This window comes from Nocardia sp. NPDC052316 (assembly GCF_044547795.1).
In the GTDB taxonomy this organism is placed as follows: Bacteria; Actinomycetota; Actinomycetes; order Mycobacteriales; family Mycobacteriaceae; genus Nocardia.
Genome location: NZ_JBIUBB010000003.1, coordinates 911,150 through 932,884, shown reverse-complemented (window position 1 = coordinate 932,884; position 21,735 = coordinate 911,150). Strand labels below are relative to the sequence as shown.

The 21,735-nt window shown below is 69.8% G+C and carries 20 protein-coding genes and 1 riboswitch; of the genes, 11 read left to right on the top strand and 9 right to left on the bottom strand.

The window, feature by feature from the left end; all coding sequences use genetic code 11:
• Positions 1-145 precede the first annotated feature (145 nt).
• The 8 genes from murF to ACIHA7_RS17020 form a co-directional block, all read right to left on the bottom strand.
• Positions 146-1,660, bottom strand: a complete 1,515-nt coding sequence (gene murF / locus ACIHA7_RS17055) for a UDP-N-acetylmuramoyl-tripeptide--D-alanyl-D-alanine ligase (RefSeq protein WP_397290298.1) — start codon at positions 1,658-1,660, stop codon at positions 146-148.
• Entirely contained in the window at positions 1,657-3,249 is a 1,593-nt protein-coding gene (locus tag ACIHA7_RS17050) for a UDP-N-acetylmuramoyl-L-alanyl-D-glutamate--2,6-diaminopimelate ligase (RefSeq protein WP_397290295.1), read from the bottom strand. The genes murF and ACIHA7_RS17050 overlap by 4 nt, the downstream gene beginning before the upstream one ends.
• Before the next feature lie 206 nt (positions 3,250-3,455).
• On the bottom strand, positions 3,456-5,348 hold the full coding sequence (locus ACIHA7_RS17045; RefSeq protein ID WP_397290293.1) for a peptidoglycan D,D-transpeptidase FtsI family protein: 1,893 nt from the start codon (positions 5,346-5,348) through the stop codon (positions 3,456-3,458).
• The gene (locus ACIHA7_RS17040; protein ID WP_397290291.1) at positions 5,345-6,145 is read right to left on the bottom strand and encodes a hypothetical protein; all 801 of its coding nucleotides are present in this window, start codon (positions 6,143-6,145) and stop codon (positions 5,345-5,347) included. The genes ACIHA7_RS17045 and ACIHA7_RS17040 overlap by 4 nt, the downstream gene beginning before the upstream one ends.
• 82 nt (positions 6,146-6,227) lie before the next feature.
• On the bottom strand, positions 6,228-7,202 hold the full coding sequence (rsmH, locus tag ACIHA7_RS17035; protein ID WP_397290289.1) for a 16S rRNA (cytosine(1402)-N(4))-methyltransferase RsmH: 975 nt from the start codon (positions 7,200-7,202) through the stop codon (positions 6,228-6,230).
• 181 nt (positions 7,203-7,383) lie between these two features.
• Entirely contained in the window at positions 7,384-7,815 is a 432-nt protein-coding gene (gene mraZ, locus ACIHA7_RS17030; protein ID WP_107655153.1) for a division/cell wall cluster transcriptional repressor MraZ, read from the bottom strand.
• A 414-nt stretch (positions 7,816-8,229) separates the two neighbouring features.
• Complete coding sequence (locus tag ACIHA7_RS17025) at positions 8,230-8,658, bottom strand: DUF3040 domain-containing protein (RefSeq protein WP_107655152.1); 429 nt, start codon at positions 8,656-8,658, stop codon at positions 8,230-8,232.
• Between the two features lie 147 nt (positions 8,659-8,805).
• Positions 8,806-9,246, bottom strand: coding sequence for an SAV_6107 family HEPN domain-containing protein (locus ACIHA7_RS17020; RefSeq protein ID WP_397290286.1), 441 nt, complete (start codon positions 9,244-9,246; stop codon positions 8,806-8,808).
• A gap of 142 nt (positions 9,247-9,388) precedes the next feature.
• Between ACIHA7_RS17020 and ACIHA7_RS17015 the strand changes: the two genes are divergently transcribed.
• Genes ACIHA7_RS17015 through ACIHA7_RS16995 form a run of 5 tightly spaced genes read left to right on the top strand, consistent with a single transcriptional unit; the run spans position 9,389 to position 14,496 of the window.
• Complete coding sequence (locus ACIHA7_RS17015; protein ID WP_107655151.1) at positions 9,389-10,000, top strand: N-acetyltransferase; 612 nt, start codon at positions 9,389-9,391, stop codon at positions 9,998-10,000.
• Between the two features lie 52 nt (positions 10,001-10,052).
• Positions 10,053-11,618, top strand: a complete 1,566-nt coding sequence (locus tag ACIHA7_RS17010; RefSeq protein WP_397290284.1) for a phytoene desaturase family protein — start codon at positions 10,053-10,055, stop codon at positions 11,616-11,618.
• Entirely contained in the window at positions 11,615-12,478 is an 864-nt protein-coding gene (locus tag ACIHA7_RS17005) for a carotenoid biosynthesis protein (protein ID WP_397290282.1), read from the top strand. Before ACIHA7_RS17010 ends, ACIHA7_RS17005 begins: the two co-directional genes overlap by 4 nt.
• Before the next feature lie 51 nt (positions 12,479-12,529).
• Entirely contained in the window at positions 12,530-13,321 is a 792-nt protein-coding gene (locus ACIHA7_RS17000; RefSeq protein ID WP_397290280.1) for an LppM family (lipo)protein, read from the top strand.
• Positions 13,322-13,353: 32 nt separating this feature from the next.
• On the top strand, positions 13,354-14,496 hold the full coding sequence (locus tag ACIHA7_RS16995; protein ID WP_397290813.1) for a glycosyltransferase: 1,143 nt from the start codon (positions 13,354-13,356) through the stop codon (positions 14,494-14,496).
• On the opposite strand, the gene ACIHA7_RS16990 is transcribed toward ACIHA7_RS16995, so the two are convergent.
• A complete protein-coding gene (locus ACIHA7_RS16990) occupies positions 14,493-15,233 on the bottom strand; it encodes a hypothetical protein (RefSeq protein ID WP_397290278.1) in 741 nt (246 codons plus the stop codon). The genes ACIHA7_RS16995 and ACIHA7_RS16990 overlap by 4 nt on opposite strands.
• 245 nt (positions 15,234-15,478) lie before the next feature.
• Positions 15,479-15,573: riboswitch (SAM riboswitch) on the top strand.
• A gap of 187 nt (positions 15,574-15,760) precedes the next feature.
• Here ACIHA7_RS16990 and ACIHA7_RS16985 point away from each other — a divergent pair.
• From ACIHA7_RS16985 to ACIHA7_RS16960, 6 genes are read left to right on the top strand one after another with little or no spacing between them, the layout of a single operon-like run.
• Positions 15,761-16,765 carry an amino acid ABC transporter permease gene (locus tag ACIHA7_RS16985; protein WP_397290276.1) on the top strand — a complete coding sequence of 335 codons (1,005 nt, stop codon included), beginning with the start codon at positions 15,761-15,763 and terminating at the stop codon, positions 16,763-16,765.
• On the top strand, positions 16,762-17,529 hold the full coding sequence (locus tag ACIHA7_RS16980; protein ID WP_397290274.1) for an amino acid ABC transporter ATP-binding protein: 768 nt from the start codon (positions 16,762-16,764) through the stop codon (positions 17,527-17,529). The genes ACIHA7_RS16985 and ACIHA7_RS16980 overlap by 4 nt, the downstream gene beginning before the upstream one ends.
• Positions 17,529-18,503 (top strand): ABC transporter substrate-binding protein, encoded by a 975-nt coding sequence (locus ACIHA7_RS16975; RefSeq protein ID WP_397290272.1) that lies wholly within the window; start codon positions 17,529-17,531, stop codon positions 18,501-18,503. The genes ACIHA7_RS16980 and ACIHA7_RS16975 overlap by 1 nt, the downstream gene beginning before the upstream one ends.
• A gap of 4 nt (positions 18,504-18,507) precedes the next feature.
• On the top strand, positions 18,508-19,035 hold the full coding sequence (locus tag ACIHA7_RS16970; RefSeq protein ID WP_397290270.1) for a GNAT family N-acetyltransferase: 528 nt from the start codon (positions 18,508-18,510) through the stop codon (positions 19,033-19,035).
• The gene (locus ACIHA7_RS16965; RefSeq protein ID WP_397290268.1) at positions 19,032-20,117 is read left to right on the top strand and encodes an LLM class flavin-dependent oxidoreductase; all 1,086 of its coding nucleotides are present in this window, start codon (positions 19,032-19,034) and stop codon (positions 20,115-20,117) included. The genes ACIHA7_RS16970 and ACIHA7_RS16965 overlap by 4 nt, the downstream gene beginning before the upstream one ends.
• The gene (locus tag ACIHA7_RS16960; RefSeq protein ID WP_397290266.1) at positions 20,114-21,733 is read left to right on the top strand and encodes an ABC transporter substrate-binding protein; all 1,620 of its coding nucleotides are present in this window, start codon (positions 20,114-20,116) and stop codon (positions 21,731-21,733) included. Before ACIHA7_RS16965 ends, ACIHA7_RS16960 begins: the two co-directional genes overlap by 4 nt.
• The last annotated feature ends 2 nt before the right edge of the window (positions 21,734-21,735 follow it).

Below are 21,735 nucleotides of genomic sequence, written 5' to 3'. Positions count from 1 at the left end.
CGAAGCCTCGCTAGCGCTCGGCTTCGCCGTTCGACAGAAAGCCGCTGTATTGATGGCTCGCTCGCTTCGCTCCCTCACGACGAAGCCTCGCTAGCGCTCGGCTTCGCCGTTCGACAAGCGGTCGCTGTATTGATGACTCGCTCGCTCAATCCCTTGCCTCCGTGCTTCCCGTACGTCCGCTGGATGGCTCCGCATTGATCAAGTGTTCGGCGACCTCCCAGAGGCCCACCGACTTCGACGCCTTGACCAGCACCACATCACCCGCCTCGACCTCGTCGTCGAGCAACGCGATGGCCGCGCCGATGTCGGGCACGAGGATCGCCTCCTCGCCCCATGAGCCTTCCATCACCGCTCCCTGATGCATCGCCCGGGACGGCCTTCCGGTGCCGACCACGATCAGCCGGTGCACGTCCAGCCGCACCGCGAGCCGTCCGATCAGATCGTGTTCGATGACCGATTCCTCGCCGAGCTCGCCCATCTCGCCGAGCACGGCCCAGCTGCGGCGCGGCGTTTCGCCCGCGCGCGACATGGTGACCAGGGCTTTCAGCGCGGCGCGGACGGAATCGGGGTTGGCGTTGTAGGAGTCGTTGACGACGGTCACCCCGCCCGCGTTGGTCCGCACATCCATTCGGCGGGCCGACGCGGCGTGCGCGCCGGACAGCGAGCGGGCGACGGTCTCGAGGTCGGCGCCGCATTCCAGCGCGACCGCCGCCGCGGACAGCGCGTTGCCGACCTGATGCTCGCCGTGCACGGCCAACTGGATCGGGATGCTGCCCTTCGCGGTGTGCAGGGTGAAACCGGCGCGTGCTTCGTGATCCAGGCGGATGTCGGTCGCCCGCAGGTCGGCGCTGTCGGACTGGCCGACCATCACCACCCGGGCGGTCGTCCGCGCCGTCATCGCGGCGACCTGGGGGTCGTCGGCGTTGAGCACGGCCAGCCCGGACGGCGGAAGTGCCTGCACCAGTTCGCCTTTGGTCTTGGCGATGGCCTCGCGGCTACCGAACTCACCGAGGTGCGCGGTGCCGACGTTGAGCACGACGCCGATGCTCGGCGGCGCCACCTCGGCGAGTGCGGCGATATGGCCGGGCCCGCGCGCGGACATCTCCAGCACCAGGAAACGGGTATCGGCGTTGGCGCGCAATGCGGTCCACGGATGGCCGAGCTCGTTGTTGAACGAACCCGGCGGCGCGACCACGGTGCCCAGCGGCGCGAGCACGGCGGCGAGCAGGTCTTTGGTGGAGGTCTTGCCCGAGGACCCGGTGACCCCGACCACGGTGAGAGTGCCTGCCTCGGTGAGGCGTTGCACGCTGGCGCGGGCCAGGTCGCCGAGCGCGGCGAGCACCGCGGCCCCCGACCCGTCCGAATCGGCCGCCAGCGCAACCGAACTCGACGGCACCGAGCCGGGACTCGGCGTGACGACGATGGCGGGCACGCCCACCGGCCTGGCCGCGAGCACCGCGACCGCACCGGCGGCGACCGCCGCGGCGGCGTAGTCGTGGCCGTCGGACCGCTCCCCCGGCAAGGCCAGGAACAGATCGCCGGAACCGATTCGGCGGGAATCGAACTCCACCGAACCGGTCACCCGCACCTCCGGGTCGGCGACGTCGTGCAGCGTGCCGCCGACGACGTCCGCGATCTCCCGCAGTGTCATCTCGATCATGAAACCGTCAAGTCCTCCGCGTCCGCGTCGTGCGGACTTCGCTTGTCCAGTGCCGCCGCGAGCACGTCGCGGTCGTCGAAGGGGTGCTTCACGCCCCGGATCTCCTGCCCGGCCTCGTGCCCCTTACCCGCAACCAGTACCACGTCGCCGGGCTGAGCCCAATTCACCGCCGCCGCAATGGCTTCGGCGCGATCGCCGATCTCGCGCACGGTGCCGCGCGCCGCCTCGGCCACCTCCAGCGCACCGGACCGCAGCGCGGCCCTGATCTGCGCCGGATCCTCGCTGCGCGGATTGTCGTCGGTGATGATCAGCAGATCGGCGCCGCGGGCCGCCACGGCGCCCATCAGCGACCGTTTACCCGCGTCGCGATCGCCACCGGCCCCGACCACCACGGCGAGGCGCCCCGGCGACTCCGGCGCGTCGGCCGCGAGATGACCACGCAGCGTGGCGATCACCGACTCCAGCGCGGCGGGCTTGTGCGCGTAATCGACGATCGCGAGGAAGTCCTGGCCGCGCTCGACCCGCTGCATCCGGCCGGGCACATCGACGGTGGCCAGGGCGGGCGCGGCGACCGAGGCATCGACCCCGGCGGCGGCGCACACGGCGACCGCGAGCAGCCCGTTGGCGACGTTGTAGCGCCCCGGAAGACGTAGTCGCACAGCGACATTGCCGACAGGCCCGGCGGCGGTGAACTCCTGTTCGCCACCGTGCGCCGCGATCGCGCCGTCCAGCCGCCAATCCCCGGTTCCGGTGGTGGACACCGTGATCGGGCCGTCGAGCCCCGCGGCGAGGCGCACGCCCCACTCGTCGTCGACACAGATCACCGCGGTCCGTGCGGCCACCGGCGAGCTCGGCTCGAACAGCCTGCGCTTGGCGGCGAAGTAGTCCTCGAAGTCGGCGTGGAAGTCGAGGTGGTCCTGCGACAGGTTGGTGAACGCGCCGACCGCGAAGCGGACCCCGTCCACCCGGCCAAGCGCCAGCGCGTGGCTGGACACCTCCATCACGACCGCGTCCACGCCCTGCTCGACCATCAGCGCGAACATCGCGTGCAGCTGGGGCGCCTCGGGGGTGGTCAGCGCGCTCGGCACCCGCCTGCCGCCGATCCTGGTCTCGATGGTGCCGATCAGCGCGGTCGACAGGCCCGCGGCCGCCAGCCCGGCCTCCACCAGATAAGAGGTGGTGGTCTTGCCGGAGGTGCCGGTGATGCCGACGATGCGCAGCTGTTCAGAGGGGTTGCCGTAGATCGCCGCGGACAGCTCGCCGAGCACCGCGCGCGGATTCTCGCGCACCAGCACCGGCACCGGCAGTTCGCCCGCGAGCTGCGCGCCCGCCGCGTCGGTGAACACCGCGACCGCGCCACGCTCGACCGCGTCGGCGGCGAACCGGGCACCGTGCGCCTGCGCGCCGGGCAGGGCGGTGAACAGGTCGCCGGGGCGTACCGCCTGCGATCGCTGCTCGACTCCGGTGACCTGGATCTCGTCGAACGCGGGTCCGGACGCCGCGGCGCCGGTCAGCGCGAGCACGGCGGTCAGCGCGGTCGACGGTGGGCGAGCGGGCCGGAGCGCGTGCTGGCTGGACTGCGCAGGCACATTGCTCCTCTCTGATACGGGCGGGGACTGGGACGACGAGTCAGGTTACCGACGACCGATCACGGGTCGGCAACGCGCCCAGGTGTTGCCGTGCCGCCGACGGACATTGCCGTCGCCGTCGCGGCGCATACCGCACCCGCGGCCGGGCAGACGGGTGCCGCGAACGCGGCACACCGTCTACTCGGCTGGTCGGGCACCGCACCGATTCAGTCGGCCTGCAGCACGAATCGCTTGGACGGCTCCGGCGACGGCGGGATGCGGTCGCGCTGCATCGCCCAGGAGGCGATGTTGTGGAACAGCGGCGCGGCGGACTGGCCGCCGCTGCCGTCGGAGCTGCGCACCGGATTGTCGAGCATGAGGCCGATCACGTAGCGCGGGTTGTCGGCGGGGGCGATGCCCGCGAAGGTGATGTAGAACGACGAGGTCGAGTAGCAGCCGCAGCTGGGGTCGACCTTCTGCGCCGTACCGGTCTTGCCCGCGATCTGGTAGCCCTCGATCGCGGCGGGCCCGCCGGTGCCGTTCTCGTTGGCGTCCATCGGATCACGCTGGACCACCGACTGGAACATGGTGCGCAGCGTCGCGGCGGTCTGCGGGCTCACCACGCGCACGCCGTCGGGCTGGGTCTCGTCGGTGCGGGTACCGTCCGGCGCGATCTTGGCCTTGATGATGCGCGGCGGGATGCGCACCCCGTCGTTGGCGATGGCCTGGTACATGGCCGTCATCTGCAGCGTCGTCATCGAAAGGCCTTGACCGATGGGGAGATTGGCGAAGGTGCCGCCCGACCACTGATCGCGGGCCGGGACCACGCCCGCGCTCTCGCCCGGCAGGCCGACCCCGGTGCGCTGGCCGAGCCCGAACCGGTGCAGCATGTCGGCGAAGCGGTCCTCGCCGACCCGCTGGGCGAGCATGAGTGTGCCCACATTGGAGGACTTACCGAAGATGCCGGTGGTGGTGTACGGCGCGACGTCGTGCTGCCAGGCGTCGTTGACGGTCACGCCCGCCATCCGGATGTTGCCCGGAACCTGATGCACCTCATCCGGATTGGTCAATCCGTACTCGATGGCCGCGGCCGCCGTGACGATCTTGTTCACCGACCCCGGCTCGAACACCTCGGTCACCGACGGATTGTCCATGTCGGCGGCGGCCCAATTCTGCGGCGACAGTTTGGGATTGAAGGTGTTGTCGTTGGCCATCGACAGCACCTGCCCGGTCTTGGCGTCGAGCACGACCGCCGAGGCCGAGTTCGCGCCGGACAGGTCTCTGGCCTGCTGCACCTGCTGTTGCACGTAGTACTGCAGGTCCGAGTCCAGGGTCAGCTCGACACCGTTGCCGTTCACCGCGTCCTGCTTGTCGCGCCAGCTGCCGGGAATGACGGTGCCGTCGGAGCCGCGGTCGTAGGTGCGCGAGCCGTCGGTGCCGGCGAGCACCGAGTCGAGCGAGGACTCCAGGCCGATCTGGCCGTGACTGTCCCAGCCGGTGGCGCCGATGACGTTGGCCGCCAGCGAACCGCCCGGGTACTCCCTCGGATACTGGGCATCCGCGCCGACCTCGGGGAACTGCGTGCGGATATCCGCGGCGATCCGCGGGTCGACGCCGCGCGCCAGGTACACGAACGTCTCGTCGCTGCGCAGCTTCGCGAGCAGCTCCGCCTCCGTGGGGCCGGCCTTGCCCAGCTTGTCGTGCACGGTCTTGGCGATGGCTTCGAGCCGCTCGTCCGGGTCGGGTGCCTTGGGATTCTTGGCTTTCGCGTCGGCCAGCTGCTTACGGACCGGAACCGGCTGGAAGTGCAGCTGTTTCGCCGCGATGGTGTAGGCCAGCGACTTGCCGTTGCGGTCGGTGATCGGGCCGCGGATGGCGTAATCGGGCTCGTGCGTGGTGCGCTGGTCCGCCGCCTGCGCGGACAGGCTCGGCGCGTTGATGGTCTGGATCCACAGCAGCTGCAGCGCGACGACACCGAGGGCGATCAGCATGATGATCCGGCCCGCGCCGAGGCGCCTGCGCAGCGGCTGATTCTTCTTGGGTGCGGCGGTGCGTGGTCGGGCGGCCTTGCTCGGACCAGGCTCGCGGCGCCTGCGCGGCGCGGGCCTGGTCTGGGTCACCGCTGCCCTCCGTCTGGAAGTACCTGTGGCTGAGTGGATCCCGCCTGCCCCAGCGCGGCATCCGCGGCGGGCGCTGCGGCTTCGGCCGGTTGCGGGGCGGCCTCGGCGGGCGCCTGTGGGACCGGGCTGACCGGGACCGGGCTCGCCGGAGCCGCGTTCACCTGCGCGTTGTTCGCCGCAGCGCTACCGGGCGCCGGCGGCAGCGCGGGCGGCGGTGGCGTGGTGGTCACCGGAACCACGCGCTCGCCGCGGGCCTGCGCATTGCCCGCCTGCGGGCCGATCGGGGCGGTGGGCGAGACGTTCAGCGGTGGCACCGGCGGGCCCTGGGCGGGCGTCGGCTTGCCGATCACCGTCACGGTGCCGTCCGGCTCCACCACCAACCGGGCCGGGTCCTTGGCCGGGATCATGCCGAGTTCCCTTGCGCGGGCGGCGAGTTCGGGCGGCGAATCGGCTGCCTCGACCTCACGCAGCAACGCTGCCCGCTCGTCGGCCAGTCGCTTGTTGGTCGCCTTGATGTCACCGAGCTGGTAACTGTCCTCCGCAGCGCGGGTGGTCAGCAGCAGGGTGAGCGCGAGGCCACAGCCGAGCAGCGCGATGATCGCCGCGACGAACGGAATACGCGCGGCCATCACCGAACCCTGGCGCTTCGGCAGCACCGGTGTGTCCGAACGGGTTTCGGCGCGGGTCCGGCGGCGGGCGTAAGCCCGTTGCGCGGCACCCGATTTCACCCGCTCGGAGTCATGGACCCGGCGGGCGATCCGCCCGGGCGCGTCGACGGTCCGCGTCCGAATACTCATACTGTCCCCTCGTGAGTCTGTGCGGGACTACCGGCCTCCCTTGTCCAGGCCCCACACCCGGCCGGCCGGACAAGCTCATGTCTCATCCGACCTCCTGAATTCGCTCCGCGGCACGCATCCTGACGGGTGCGGCCCGCGGGTTCTCCGCTATTTCCTCCTCGGTCGCCTTCTCCGCGCCACGGGTCAACATCCGGAATTCCGGTCCCATGCCGGGCAATTCGACCGGTAGGTCGACGGGGGTCCTGGAGGCCGCGCGCGGCGCGAACTCCTGCTTGACCACCTTGTCCTCGAGTGACTGATACGACATGACGACGATGCGGCCGCCGATCCGCAGCGCGTCCAGCGCCGCAGGCAGCGCGGCGCGCAGCGAATCGAGCTCGCGGTTGACCTCCACCCGCAGCGCCTGGAAGGTGCGCTTGGCCGGATGCCCGCCGGTCCGGCGGGTCGCCGCCGGAATCGCCGCGTAGAGCAGCTCGACCAGTTCGGCGCTGGTGGTGAATGGTTTCTGCTGGCGACGGCGCAGCACCTCCGAGGCGATGCGGCCCGCGAAGCGTTCCTCCCCATAGGTTTTCAGCACGCGGGCCAGCTCGCCGTGACTGTAGGTGTTGAGCACGTCGGCGGCGGTGGGCCCGGTGCTGGGGTCCATCCGCATGTCCAGCGGCGCGTCGACGGAGTAGGCGAAGCCGCGGTCGGCCTCGTCGAGCTGCATCGAGGACACGCCGAGATCCATCAAGATGCCCGAGACCGAGCCGGTGGCGCGCAGACCCGCTTGGTCGAGCGCGTCGGCGATCCCGTCGTATCGGGTGTGCACCAGCGTGATTCGGTCCGCGTACGGCGCGAGCCGCTCGGCGGCCAGCTTCAGCGCGGCGGTATCCCGGTCGAGACCGACCAGACGCAGGCCCGGATAGGTACGCAGGAAGTGTTCGGCATGCCCGCCGAGGCCGAGGGTCGCGTCGAGGTAGACCGCACCGGGTTCGGTGAGCGCGGGCCCGAGCAGCGCGTCGGCCCGACCGAGCAGAACAGGAACATGGCGGGGGCCGTCCTGCTCACGGTTCACCTCGACCTCCCGGGATCTGCCTCGCTTCGTCGCGCACCGCGCACGGGTCGCCTTGTCTGAAGAAACCGTTGCCGGAGACGAATGCCCCGTGGTCTCTGACCGAACCTCGGCACCTGGCGTCGGGGAAGTACGTCAGGGTCCGCGTCCGGGCAGAGGCCGCGCGGCACTCGTTCGCTCGGGGCTAGAAGATTCCGCCCAGCGACTCGTCTCTCGCTTGCGAGAAATCCTCCTCGTGCTCGGCGAGGTAGGTGTCCCACGCCTGCTTGTCCCATATTTCGAGGAAATCGACCGAGCCGGTTACCACGCAATCCCGTTGCAGGTTCGCGTAGCGCCGATGTTCGGCCGATAACACGATGCGGCCCTGCGCGTCGGGACGTTGTTCATCCGTTCCGGCCGCCAGCGCCCGGACGAATGCGCGAGCCTGCGGATTACTTCGAGACGCCGCCGCGGCCCGGCGAGCGAGCGCGGTGAACTCTTCCTTCGGATACACGGCAAGGCTGTGGTCCTGACCCTTCGTGACCATCAACCCTCCCGCCAGATCGTCTCGAAATTTCGCAGGCAACGTGAGTCGCCCCTTGTCGTCCAGCCGAGGTGTGTAGGTACCGAGAAACAACTCGATACCTCCCTAGTCGATCACCTCGATGGTCGGCCTTTCCTGTAGTGCGCGCTCCACATTACCCCACTTTCCCCCACTTTCAATCGAAACTGCCGGTGATCTGGCTCCCGACCCAGACGATTTCGCAGGTCATCCCAGCTATCACTGTGGTGGAGAACTTTTTGCGTGTTCTGCCGACACGCACAGTCCGCATGGACAAAGGCCCGGAAACACCCAGCAAACGCCCAGGTGCCCCCTGACTCGGCCGAGTCGGGGGGCGAAGTGGGGGATCTTGTGGGGAGATGTGGAGCGAGCGCGGCAAACCGGCGCGGCGAACATCGGCGGCGCGGGCGAAGGCGCACGCGAGACGGCGACGCCGCACCGGATCGGTGCGGCGTCGCCGTGGTCTGGAGCTGTCAGGCTACGGGCGAGTTACTCCTGCTCGAACCGTCGCCGGAATCGGTCCTCCATGCGCTCGGAGAAACCGCCGGACTTGCGTTGGCGCCCACGCTGTCCGGTCGTTCCACCGCCTGGGCTACCGGGCGCGGCGTCGCCGCCGGCCCGATCACCCTTCGCAATGCCCTTGGAACTGCCTACCAGCAGCAGTACGCCTGCGGCGAACATGACGATGAAGCCGACCAGACTGATGATCGGGAAGCCGCCGGGCTTCACTGGAGCAGCGATGCCGGCGACGAGTAGAAACAGACCAAGGACGAACAAGGCCGCGGCCTGGAGTCTGCGACGACTCGAGGTCGAGCGAAGGCGCCCGCCGCGGACGGACGACGCGAACTTCGGATCCTCAGCATAGAGCGCGCTCTCGATCTGTTCGAGCATGCGCTGCTCGTGCTCGGAGAGTGGCACGGTACCTCCCCCGGCACTAGGCGTGGCTGTCGCCTCCGGGTAGGCGACTGATAGCCGACCTTGGCGGCTATCTGTCACCAATGATACGAGTTCGATCAGGGCCGTACCACCTAGTCGCTCATAACTATGTGGGCGTGCCGCCTGTCACTATCCGGTCATGCCGTTTGTCCACCCCGGCGCGGGGCGCAACCGAGCCGATGCGCTGAGGAGATCTTCGACGTCGTGCAGGAATGCTCCTACCCGCGAATAGAACTCGTCGGCCTCGTCGTCGTCGATGTCGCGATCGAGCCCCGCCTCCAGCGCGGCCCTGGTCTCCGACCGCGCGGAAAAGTAATCGGCCCACATCACGAACTCGGGCGCGGCGGACTGCATCAACACCCACGCGTTGCGCGATCGGGCCCGCGGCGCGTTGTCGGCGCCGGTGAGCGCGATCACCGCCCCGGCCCCGCGTAATGCCGCGAGATAGGCCGTGCGGAACCGCTCGCGCGGGTCCCGCTCCCCCGCCGCCTCCATGAGCAGGCCATCGGCCCGTTGCAGCAGCTTGCCCGCTCGACCGGGCTGTCCCGGATGTTCGACCCGATTAGACATCTCGGAGTCCCTCCGCCCTCGCTTACCCGGGCCCAACACCGCCTTGGTGTGACCGAACAGGTATTCGAACGTTTGAATTGAGATTGAATATAGAGACGCCCACCGACAAACTTCCGCGCCCGCTGTGGACCCGACGAGAGCCATGACCGCCGTCAAGCCCAATCACACCCCCGCACCTGTCGTCGTCGACCTGTCCGTCACGGCACTGCGCTCCCGGCTGCACGATGCGCTGGCGGTGTATGTCGCGGCGATGGACTATCCGCGCGGCACCGAACACCATCGCGCGCCGATGTGGACCGAGCACACCACCCGGCCGGGCTGGCAGGCCGTCGCCGCGGTGGTCCCCGACGATTCCGGGCACGTGGACCTACGGTCCGCGCCGATCGTGGCGATCGCCTACGGCTACCACGGTGCCCCACACCAGTGGTGGCACCAGCAGGTGCACAGCGGGATGCGGCGCTCCGGCTGGCCGGAACACTCGACGCGCGAACTGCTTTCGGACTACTTCGAGCTGACCGAGCTGCACGTGCACCCGGCGGCGCAGGGGCTCGGCATCGGTTCCACCCTGCTGCAACGGCTGCTGCGCGATCGGCCCGAGCAGGCGGTGCTGCTGTCCACCCCGGAGGTGGACCAGGAGGACAACCGGGCCTGGCGGCTGTATCGGCGGCAGGAATTCACCGACGTGGTACGGAATTTCGTGTTCGCGGGCGACAATCGGCCGTTCGCCATTCTGGGACGGCGGCTGCCGCTGTGACGCGGGCGCTGCCGGAATCCGAGGGGCCACGGGGTACCGCGGTGAGGGTCACGTGACGGTCGTTGTGGTCGGTTCGGGCCACAACGCGCTGGTCGCCGCGTGCTATCTGGCGCGCGCCGGGCACGCGGTGCAGGTGCTGGAACGCGACGAGGTACTCGGCGGCGCGGTGTCGACGGTCGAGCGCTTTCCCGGGCATCTGGTCGATCGCGGCTCCTCCGCGCACATCATGGTGCGGCACACCGGGATCATCGAAGAGCTGGAGCTCGCCCGCTTCGGCCTGCGGTACATCGATTGCGACCCTTGGGGTTTCACGCCGGCCAGTGGCGACCACCCGCCGCTGGTGTTCCATCGTGACCTGGATGCCACCTGCGCGTCGATCGCCGCCGCGTGTGGTGACCGGGACGCGGCGGCGTATCGGCGGTTCGTCGAAGTGTGGGGCCCGCGCACTACCCGGGTGCTGCGCGCGTTCGGCGGTGGACCCACGCCGGGCCGGTTGCTGCGCTCGTTCTGGGGGCTGGACGCGAAGGACGGCGGGAGCGCGCTGTCGCGTGAGTTCCTGCAGTCCGGGGACGCGTTGCTGGACAGCACCTTTCAGAACGAACGGCTCAAGGCGTCGCTGGCCTGGTTCGGCGCGCAGTCCGGCCCGCCGATGTCGGAGCCGGGCACCGCGCCGATGGTCGGGTTCGCCGCGCTGATGCACACCCTGCCGCCGGGCCGCGCGGTCGGCGGCAGTGGCGCGTTGTCCGCGGCGTTGATTGCCCGGCTGCGCTCCGACGGCGGCGAGGTGACCGCGGGTGACGCGGTGACCGCGCTGCGGCGCGACGGTGCGGGCTGGCGGGTCCACACGGCCTCGGGACGAAACCTGCACGCGGACACGGTGATCGCGGGCTCGCACGTGCTCACCACGCTGGATCTGTTGCGCGCGGGCGGCTTCGAGTCCGCCGTGCTCGACGACTGGCGCCGGCGCATCCGGATCGGCCCCGGGATCGGGATGGTGGTGCGGGTCGCCACCAGCGCGCTGCCGCACTATCCCGGCAGCTCGGCCGACGAATCCGCCCGCGGTCTACAGTTTCTCGTGTCCGACCGGCGGCAGCTCCGCCTCGCCCACGGTGCGGCCTCGGCCGGGGACCTGCCGCCGCGGCCGGTGGTGCTTGCTATGAGTTTCAGCGCGCTGGATCCGAGCATCGCCCCGCCCGGTGAGCATCAGCTCTCGCTGTGGGCGCAGTGGCATCCGTATCGGCTGGCCGACGGCGGCGAGTGGGCCGCGCATGCCGAGCGGGAGGGCGACCGGATCATTGCCGAAGTCGACTCCTACGCACCGGGTTTCGCCGATTCCGTGCTGCGAAGATTCGTGCAGACGCCGGTCGATCTGGAGCGGGAGATGGGGCTGCTCGGCGGCAATGTGATGCACGTGGAGATGTCGCTGGATCAGATGATGATGTGGCGCCCGCTGCCGGAACTGTCGGGGCAGCGCGTACCCGGAGCTCCTGGGCTGTATCTGACCGGCGCGTCTACCCACCCGGGCGGCGGAGTGTCCGGCGCCAGCGGGCGCAGCGCCGCGCGGCTCGCGCTGCGCGATCTGCGCCGCAACCGACTCCCCCTGCTGCGCAAGCGATGACGAACCGCACTCAGCCCAGAGCAGAAGCACAGGTAGTCCGCGCACCGGTAACAGTGCGCAGACTTGCGCCTGCGGTGCTCGCGGGGGTGCTGATCCTGGTCCAGATCGCCTATCCGCTGACGTCCGGCGACGGACGGGATCGGGTGACGGTCATGGTTGTCCTGCTGTCGGCGGGCACGGCGTTGGCGCATGCGACGGCAACACGCGGAATCCGTTATGCGGCCGGGTTTTTGGTGATCGTCTCCGGAGTCGGGTTGATCGCCGAGATCGTCGGTACCGCAACAGGTCTGCCGTTCGGGTGTTACGCGTACGCGGTGGATCGGCTTGGGCCCGCGCTCAGCGGCGTGCCGTTGGTGGTGCCGCTGGCCTGGACCGGTGGGTTGTATCCGATCTGGATGGTCGCCAAGCTGCTCACGCGTGCGGTGGCCCCCCGGATCGGCCTGCTGGCGGTGGGTGCGGTCGGCTGGGATCTGTTCCTCGACCCGCAGATGGTCACCGACGGTCAATGGACGTGGTGTAACCAGGGCGCCGGACTGCCCGGGCTCGCCGAGATTCCGTACACCAACTATCTCGGCTGGTTCGCGGTGGCGGTGCTCATGGGTGCGCTGCTGACCGGGTGGGAGCGCGCGGCCCCGGTGCCGGCAGCGCTGAATCCGTCAGCGGGGCTGGACACCGCTCCCCGTTTCGCCGTGCCGGTGGCTGTTTTCCTGTGGACCTGGCTCGGGTCCGTGCTCGCGCACGCGGTGTTTCTCGGGCTCCCGTTCTCGGCCGGTTACGGCGGGCTCGGACTGGCCGTCCTCGGCCTGCCTCTGCTGCGTCACCTCGGCTTTTTCGGTCCGCGACCCGATACGGCGGACTAGCCGACGTACATCGCGGGGTCCGTTCCGCCCGTCGCGTGGCAATCTGGACGGATGGCCTGGCACGATGTCTGCGTGCAGCCGAGTCCCGTCACCACGATCCCCGATGCCCCGGTACTACCGTCGCCGCGGACGCCCCGCCCTGGAGCGCGTGTCGCCGCGGCCGTTCTGCTCGCGGCGTTGCTGATCCCCGTGCTCGCGGGCTGCCTGCGGGTGCAGGTGTCGATGGGTGTTTCGTCCAACGACCGGGTATCCGGGCGGATCGTCGCCGCGGTCGTGCCCGTCGAACCCAATGACAAGGGCCCGCAGCTGAAGGCGCCCGACTCGCTCGCCGCGAAGGTGCGGGTGGAGCCCTACACCCAGGACGGGTACGTCGGCAGCCAGGTGTTCTTCGAAGACATGTCCTTCGGCGAGGTCGGCCAGCTCGGTCAGCTGTCCGAGCAAACCCAGGGCATGTTCCAACTGCAGTTCCAGCGCAACGGCGACCTGGTCAGCCTCACCGGCCGGGTCGACCTGAAATCCGTGCCGCCGCACGGCTCCGACGTGCAGTTCACCGTCGCGTTCCCGGCCCGCGTGGCCAAGACCAACGGCAACCGCGAGGGCGACAACATCGTCTCCTGGAAGCTGCCCGCCGGCGACGTCTCCCCGTTGCGCGCCGAGGTCAGCTACGCCGACCCCAACACCCGTTCGTTCGCGGGCTGGGCGGGCATCGTCGGCGGCATCACCCTCGCGGTAGCCGCCGTCATCGCCACGATGGCCTACATGGACCGCAACCCGCCCGCGCCGGGCGCCCCCACCGGCCTCTCCTGGAGTCGCTGGTGGAAAACGGTCAAGCAGGGCCGCTGAGCGAGGGCCGACTCGCGTCGCGCGGAGGCCCGATCGCCGGAGCGCTCGGGCTGACCTGGCTCGGTACCGGAATCTCGGTGGTGGGCGCCGGAATCGCGCTCTACAACCGGCTTACGGTGCGGCAGCTGGCGGCGAGCCCGGTCGAGGTGACCGAGCCGGTGACCGTGTGCGTGCCTGCCCGTGACGAGGCGGCACGACTGCCCCGGTTGATCGCGGATCTGCGGGCGCAGCGCGGAGTTCCGCGCATGAGCGTGCTGATACTCGACGACGCGTCGGGTGACGACACCTTCGCCGCGGCGATCGACGCGGCGGCCGAAGACCCGCGAATCACGGTGCTGCGCAACGAGACCGCGCCCGCGCCCGGCTGGACCGGGAAGGCTGCCGCGTGTGTGCGACTGGCCGACGCGGTGGTGACGCCGGTGCTGGTCTTCGTGGACGCCGACGTCCGGCTGGCACCGGACGCGATCGCGGGGGCGGTCGGCGAATTGCGCAGGCGGCGAGCCGCATTGGTGTCGCCGTGGCCGATGCAGCGGGCCGGGTCGCCGGTCGAGGCACTGGTGCAGCCGCTGCTGTGCTGGTCGTGGGCCGCGACGCTGCCGATCGCGGTGGCCGATCGGAGCCTGCGGCCGTCCACCGCGGTGGCCTGCGGGCAGTTTCTGGCGTTCGACACCGCCGCTTACCGAGCCGTCGGTGGGCATGCCTCGGTCGCCGCCAGCGCGACCGAGGATCTCGACATCGCCCGAACCCTGCGCCGCGCAGGACAACCCACCGTGCTCGTCGCCGCCGGACGCCTGGCGAGCACCCGAATGTACGACAGCGCAACCGAACTCGCGGCGGGCTACACCCGATGGCTGTGGTCGGCCTACGGCGGCACCGTCGCGGGCGGCGCGACCGTGGGAACGCTTGCCGCCCTGGCCTATTGGGTGCCGCCGTCCGTCGCACTCCGCGGCCACGGCGCGCTCCGCCGGGTCGGCCTCCTCGGTTACGCGGCCGCGGTCACCGGCAGGCTGCTCGCTCGCTGCACCGAGACCGGCGGCCCACTCGCCCGCACCGACGTCCTCGCGGCCCTGGCCCACCCGTTCTCGGTCGCCGCCTACCTGGCGCTGTGGGCCCGCTCCCATCGCGCTCGACGACGGGGTACGTTGCGCTGGAAAGGCCGCCGGGTCCAGATCTAAGGGACTTCGGTGATCCCCACCGTCGGCAGGAAGAAGCAGGACTTGCCGCCGTTGTCGACCGTGCCGAAGACCGCCGCGAGCACGGTGCCCTGACCGGTGTCGACGGGTACCGCGCGGACGCCGCCCATCGGCAAGGCCGCGAAGAAGAAGTCCTGGATGGCGCGTTCGGCCATCGGGCGCAGCACGGCCGGGACTTCGGCGGGGATCATCGCGCCGAACACCGTGGACAGCGGGCCCATCGAGGCCATGCCGCCGCGGCCGCTGGTCAGGTTCAGCCAGGCGACCTGCATGCCGGTGGTGTCCGGCCCGTCCTGGCCGAGGCCGTAGGGCACGAAGGTGAACATGGTCTGGCCTGCCTTGACGGCGGCCAGGTCCACGCCGGGAATGGCGATCGTGGTCTTGGGCCACGGGCCGGGCACGGCGGCGGCCACCGCCGGGGCGAGGCCGAGGGAGCTGCCGCCGAGGCAGTACGCGGACGCGGTCGGGTACAGGAAAGGCTGCATGCCCGCGGCGCGCAGGCCGTCGACCGCGGTGTGGTAGACGCCGAACAGATCGCTGAGCGTGCTGGTGCCGGTCTGGGCCGGACCGGCCGCTGCGGGCGGAACCGGGGCGGTGACGGTCGGAATCGGTGCCACGGCGGGCGGCGGCGCACCACCCGCGGTCGGTGCGGCGAGCGCCAGCGCGACCGAGCAGCTCGCGACGGCGGACAGTATGGTCGAACGGCGCGGTACAGCCACGAAGACCTCCCTCATCATCGACGCGATCGAAGGCTGACGGTACTCCGCAAAGCGCTGTGATCAGGCGATATAGCCGCCGGCAAGCGATCGGCGTGTCCGGGCGACCACACCGCCCCCGCACCCCCCGATATCCGGGCCGCGGCGAGGTTTACGCTCACGGTGATTAGTTCCCTTGTCCCAGAGTTCGCCTGCTGGGCATGATAATTCGGCCCGACCCTGACATCAGCCGGTGTCCGGATCGGCGACAACCATCCAGAGCGACCGAGAGACCTGGCTCGTCGACGTCGCAGCAACCCCCCGGTTCACCGGGTGCGGGTGCTTCCGCCGGGACCGATGGAGGAACCGAAGTGATCATTTCCGCTGCCCTCGGCACCCGTTGGGGCCGTCGCCACATCGATCAGTGCAAGGTGACGTCCGCGAGCTGTCGGGGCTGACCCGCAGCCAGTCTGTGCACCCGTCGCTGGCCGGGTGATGTGACCGCGGCCCGATGTGGTGCGGTCTCGTTCGTTCTTCCGAAGGACCTCGAAATGAGTGCGTCCGCCACCGCCGTGCCCGGCGACACCGACGCAGGCGACGACCCGGTCGCCACTACGACCCACCTGCCCGACGCCGAGGGTGCCGCACCCACCGTGGCCAAGACGCGGCACCCGTGGCGGTGGGTGGTCAGTGCGGTCGCGCTCGTCCTGCTCGCACAGTTCATCCACGGCCTGGTCACCAATCCCGGCTGGGATTGGCCGACCTTCGCCAAGTACATCACCGCGAAGTCGGTGCTCGCCTCGCTGCGGGTGACACTGGAACTCACCGCGTGGGGTACCGCTCTCGGCTTCCTGCTCGGCACCGCGCTGGCCATCGGGCGACTGTCCGGCAACCCGGTGCTGCGGGTGATCTCCTGGTGCTACATCTGGGCGTTCCGGTCGATTCCGCTCATCGTGCAACTGCTGTTCTGGTTCAACATCGCCTACCTGTACAACACGCTGTCGGTCGGCATCCCGTTCGGTCCCGCGTTTTTCACCTTCGACGTGAACGGCGTGATCAGCGGGTTCACCGCGGCGGTGATCGGGCTCGCGCTGCATCAGGCGGCGTACTCGGCCGAGATCATCCGGGCGGGCATCATCTCCGTCGACGCCGGGCAGTTGGAAGCCGCTGCCGCGCTGGGCATTCCACGGGTGCGCCAGTTCCGCACCATCGTGGTCCCGCAGGCCATGCGGTCGATCCTGCCCAATGCGACCAACGAGGTGATCAGCCTGTTCAAGGGCACCTCGATCGTGTCGGTGATGGCGATCGCGGAGCTGTTCTACCAGGTCCAGGTGATCTACGGCCGCAACGGTCGGGTGGTGCCGCTGCTGCTGGTTGCCACCGCCTGGTACATCGTGCTCACCACCATTGCCTCGGTGGCGCAGTACTACATCGAACGCCACTACGCCAAGGGCACCCAGCGCACGCCACCGCCGTCACCGGTCCAGCGGGCCTGGCAGAAGCTGCGGGAAGTCGCCGAGTCCGGCGCCACCGCGCCGCGCGGAGCGACCCGATGACCGCCGCGCCCGCCGTCGAGGTCCGCGGCGTCCGCAAATCCTATGGCGCACAGGAAGTTCTGCGCGGGGTCGACCTGACGGTGCGCTCCGGCGAGGTGGTGACGGTGATCGGCCCGTCCGGCTCCGGCAAGTCCACCCTGCTGCGCGTGCTGAACCATTTGGAGGCGCTGGACGCGGGCACCGTGCGCATCGATGGTGAGCTGATCGGATATCGGCTGCGCCGCAACACCTTGCACGCGCTGCCCGACCGCGAGGTGCGCAAGCAGCGCTCCCGCATCGGGTTCGTCTTCCAGAACTTCAATCTCTTCCCGCATCTGACGGTGCTCGACAATGTGACGCTCGCACCGCTTTCCGCGCAACGCCGCGACCGCACGGAGGTCGAGGCCGAGGCGCGGGTGCTGCTGGCACGGGTTGGCATCGGCGAGCTGGCCGACGCTTACCCGCGCAGGCTCTCCGGTGGACAGCAGCAGCGGGTGGCGATCGCGCGGGCACTTGCCCTGCGTCCCAGGGTGATCCTGTTCGACGAACCGACCTCCGCGCTGGATCCCGAACTGGTCGGCGAGGTGCTCGACGTGATCCGCGATCTCGCGCACGGCGGCACCGCGCTGGTGATCGTCACCCACGAGATCGGCTTCGCCCGCGAAATCGCCGACACCGTCGTGTTTCTCGACGCGGGCGCCATCGTCGAGCAGGGGACCCCCGCCGCGGTCCTCGACAATCCGCGCCACCCGCGCACCCGCGCCTTCCTCTCCCGAGTCCGCTGATGAACAGGTTTCCGATGAAGCTTTCCGCCCTGGCCACCGCCGCCGCGACCGCGGTCGTCCTGCTGGCCACCGGCTGCACCGACCCCGACGCGGAGTCCGCGCCCCCACCCGCAGGTACGGTCACCTTCGACCTCTCCGCCGCGCAGACCGGCCGTGTCCGCGCCGCCAAGGTGGACAGCATCGCCGCCGAGGTGCCACCGGCCATTCGCGACCGCGGCACCCTGGTGGTGACCGGCTCGTCCGGTACCGCACCGCCGCTGCGCTTCTACGCCGACGACGACGAGACCGTCGTCGGCTCCGAGGTCGACTTCGCCTCGCTCGTCGCCGACATCCTCGGCCTGAAACTGGATGTGCGGGTGGCGGATTGGGCGCAGAACTTCGTGCGCATCGACTCCGGTGAGGTCGACGCCTTCGTCTCCAACGTGACGGTGACCGAGGAGCGCAAGGAGAAGTACGACTTCGCCACCTACCGCAACGACACCGTCGCGCTGGAGGTGCCCAAGCAGAGCACCCTCGAGTTCAAGGACCGTACGAGCCTGGCGGGCAAGCGAATCGGGGTCGGCAGCGGCACCAACCAGGAACAGCTGCTGGTGAAGTGGAACGAGCAGAATCGCGCGCAAGGGCTGGCCCCCATCGACATCGCCTACTTCCAGCAGACCAGTGACTACTACCTGGCGCTCGCTTCGCAGCGGCTGGATGGCTTCATCGGCCCCAATCCGACCGCGATCTACCACACTGCCACCGCGAACCAGACCAAGATCCTCGGCACCTTCTCCGGCGCGGGCGACGCGCTGCAAGGCGAGATCGCGGTGCTCACCAAGAAGAACAGCGGGCTGGTCACCGCCGTCCAGAAGGCACTGAACCACGCCATCGAACACGGCACCTACCAGCAGGTGATCGATCGGTGGGGCCTGCGCAGCGAGCAGATCACCGAGTCGCGGATCAACCCGCCCGGCCTACCGAAGCAGCGGTGACCCGGTGACGCAACAGCTTTCGGCCACGGACCTGCGGGTGCACCGGGTCGCCCAGGACGACCCATTGGCCGCGCCGCTGCTCGCCGAGCTCGCCGTCGAGTACAGCAGCCGCTACGGCCGCAGCCCCGGTGAGATGCACGCGTCGCTACGCGACTATCCGGCCGCGGAGTTCGCGCCCCCGCACGGCGCGCTGCTGGTCGTCACCCGCGACTGCGAGCCGGTGGCTGGCGGGGCCTTCCAGCGCTACGACGCGGAAACCGCTGAGCTCAAGCGGATCTGGACGGCCCGCGAACACCGCAGGCAAGGGCTCGGGCTGTTCGTGCTCGAGCAGCTAGAGGCCGAGATCGAGCGGCGCGGGTACCGGCGGATCTATCTGACCACCGGTCCGCGGCAACCGGAGGCCGTCGGCCTCTATCTGGCCGCCGGATACACCGCGCTCTACGACCCGGCCGTGCCTGCCGAGGAGCTCGGCCCGCACCCGTTCGAGAAGCGACTGCCCGCGGCCACCGAGGCACTGGGAGCATCAGCATGAAGTTTCTCCTGTTCACGCTGGTCACCCGGGTGCCTGATCCCACGACCGGTCGCCTGCCCGGCACCAGGGAGCGGCTGTGCGACGTCGTCGCACAGGCCAAGCTGGCCGAGGATCTCGGCTACGACGGCTTCGCCGTCGGTGAGCGGCACGAGGATCCGTTCCTGTCCTCGGCTCCCCCGGTGATCCTGAGCCACATCGCGGCGGTCACCTCCCGGATCACGCTGTTCACCGCCGTCACCACGCTCAGCCTGCTGGATCCGGTGCGGGCGTTCGAGGACTACTCGACGCTGGACAATCTGTCCGGCGGCCGCCTCGAGCTGATCATCGGCAAGGGCAACGGGACCGCGCAGGCCGAGCTGTTCGATGTCAGCACCGACGATCAGTGGGACCGTAACCGCGAAGGCTACGACCTGTTTCGGGCGCTGTGGGCCGGCGAGAGCGTCACCTGGTCCGGCCGGTTCCGGCCCGCGCTGACGAACGCCAAGGCGCTGCCGCGACCGTGGCAACCCGAGATCCGGATCTGGCACGGCAGCGCGACCAGCCGCGATTCGGTGGAACTCGCCGCGCGCCATGGTGATCCGCTGTTCTCGGCGAATGTGACCAACCCGATCGAGCCGTATGCCGAACTGGTCCGCCACTATCGGGAGCGCTGGGAGTTCCACGGGCACAACCCGGCCGATGCGCTGGTCGGCGCGGGTACGGCGGGATTTCACGTCGCCCGCACCTCCCAGCAGGCCCTCGACACCTACCGGCCGATCTTCGAGGCCCGCCTGGCGCTGGCGCGCACCCTCGGCCTGCCGGTGGTGTTCGAGACGCTGGACGACTTCGTCACCCGCAGTTCGGCTCTGGTCGGTAGCCCGGAGCAGGTGATCGACAAGGTCGGCAGGCAGCACGAACAGTTCGGGCACGAGGTGATCCACCTGTCCGCCGAGCGGGACGGTCGCCCCGAGATCGACTACCTGGACAGCCTCGCGCTGTTCCAAACCGAGGTGGCGCCGGAGTTGCGCCGCCGTATTCCGAGCCGCCCGCTGGCCGCGGGTGCCGAGCTGGTCCGCACCGAAACCTCTGGAGTCGCCCCGTGATCCGTTACCGTCACCGCATCGCCGCGCTGGCAGGCGCTGTCGCCGCAGTCAGCACGGTGGCCGCCTGCGGCAGTGATTCGGCTGCGCCCGGCGGCGACGCGGGGCCGCCGCAGCCGGGCGGCACCCTGCGCTATGGCTTGTCGCAGGCGCCGACCTGCTCGGATCCCGCACAGTCGGGCACCAACCAAACCCTGTACGTGACACGGCAGATCGTCGATTCACTGACCGATCAGGACCCGCGGACCGGCGAGCTGAAGCCGTGGCTGGCCCAGCGCTGGGAGGTCACGCCGGATGCGAAGGTGTTCACCTTCTATCTCACCGACGGCGTCACCTTCAGCGACGGCACGCCGCTCACCGCGGCGTCGGTGGGCAAGACCTTCGACTCGATCATCGAACTCGGATCGGCCAAATCCCCGCTGGCCTCCAGCTACCTCACCAACTATGTCGGCACCACCGCCGTGGACCGGCTGACCGCGCGGGTGGAGTTCAGCAAGCCCAACGCGCAGTTCCTGCAGGCGTCCTCGACCACCCAGCTCGGCATTCTGGCCGAGGCCACCACCGCCAAGCCCGCCGAGCAACGCTGCCTCGGCGACAACATCGCCAGCGGGCCGTTCACCTACGCGAGCTACCGCCAGGACGCCTCGGTCACGCTGGCCAAACGCGCCGGGTATCAGTGGGGTTCCGCGGTGTTCGCGCACCGCGGCGAGGCGTACCTGGACAAGATCGAGTTCACCGTGGTGCCCGAGTCCGGCGTGCGCACCGGCAGTCTCGCCTCCGCACAGCTCGACGCGATCAGCGACGCGCTGCCGCAGGACGCACCGCAGATCGAGGCGGCGGGCGGACGGGTGCTCAGCACCGCGAATCCCGGTGTGCCGTTCGGCTTCCAGACCAACGTGACCCGCGGCCCGCTGCGCGATCCGGCGGTGCGCCAGGCCCTGCTGCCCGCGATCGACCGTAAGCAGTTGGTGGACACCGTGCTCGGGCCGCAGTTCAAGCCCGCGACCGGTGCGCTGGCCAGCAGCACGCCCGGCTACCAGGATCTGTCGGCCCGGCTGGCCTATGACCCCGGCAAGGCCCGCGGCATTCTCGACCAGGCGGGCTGGGCGCCCGGCGGTGACGGTGTCCGAGTGAAGAATGGTGAGCGGCTGTCGTTCTCGGTGCTGTTCAGTCAGGTGTTCGCGGGCAACCAGGCGATCATCGAGCTGGTGCAGCAACAGCTGCGGCAGGTCGGGGTCGAGCTGAAGCTGGATCTGGTGTCGGCCGCCGAGTCGACGGCACGGCAGAACGCGAAGGACTTCGACACCAGCTACGGCAACACCACGCGCGCGGACGGGGACATCCTGCGCACCTCGTTCGGGCTGGACGGCCGCAATCTCAATGCGCGAGGGCCCATTCCGGCGCTCGACGACGCCCTCAACGGGCAGCTGAGCACGGTCGACAGCACTGTTCGTCATGGCCTCATCCACACCGCACAGCAACAGGTGCTCGACGCCGGGCTGCTGATTCCGACGGTAGAGCTGTCCCAGGCGATCGGGGCGGGCAGCACCGCACAGGATCTGAAGTTCGAGGCCTCGGCGCGACTACAGTTCTTCGATACCTGGTTGAGCGGGCGATAACG

Coding starts and splice junctions, on each gene's coding strand:
- ACIHA7_RS16980 (WP_397290274.1), top strand. CDS start 16,762: ATGACCGCCGCGCCCGCCGTCGAGGTCCGCGGCGTCCGCAAATCCTAT.
- ACIHA7_RS16985 (WP_397290276.1), top strand. CDS start 15,761: ATGAGTGCGTCCGCCACCGCCGTGCCCGGCGACACCGACGCAGGCGAC.
- ACIHA7_RS17040 (WP_397290291.1), bottom strand. CDS start 6,145: ATGAGTATTCGGACGCGGACCGTCGACGCGCCCGGGCGGATCGCCCGC.
- ACIHA7_RS16975 (WP_397290272.1), top strand. CDS start 17,529: ATGAACAGGTTTCCGATGAAGCTTTCCGCCCTGGCCACCGCCGCCGCG.
- ACIHA7_RS16965 (WP_397290268.1), top strand. CDS start 19,032: ATGAAGTTTCTCCTGTTCACGCTGGTCACCCGGGTGCCTGATCCCACG.
- ACIHA7_RS17020 (WP_397290286.1), bottom strand. CDS start 9,246: ATGTCTAATCGGGTCGAACATCCGGGACAGCCCGGTCGAGCGGGCAAG.
- ACIHA7_RS17005 (WP_397290282.1), top strand. CDS start 11,615: ATGACGAACCGCACTCAGCCCAGAGCAGAAGCACAGGTAGTCCGCGCA.
- ACIHA7_RS17015 (WP_107655151.1), top strand. CDS start 9,389: ATGACCGCCGTCAAGCCCAATCACACCCCCGCACCTGTCGTCGTCGAC.
- ACIHA7_RS17000 (WP_397290280.1), top strand. CDS start 12,530: ATGGCCTGGCACGATGTCTGCGTGCAGCCGAGTCCCGTCACCACGATC.
- murF (WP_397290298.1), bottom strand. CDS start 1,660: ATGATCGAGATGACACTGCGGGAGATCGCGGACGTCGTCGGCGGCACG.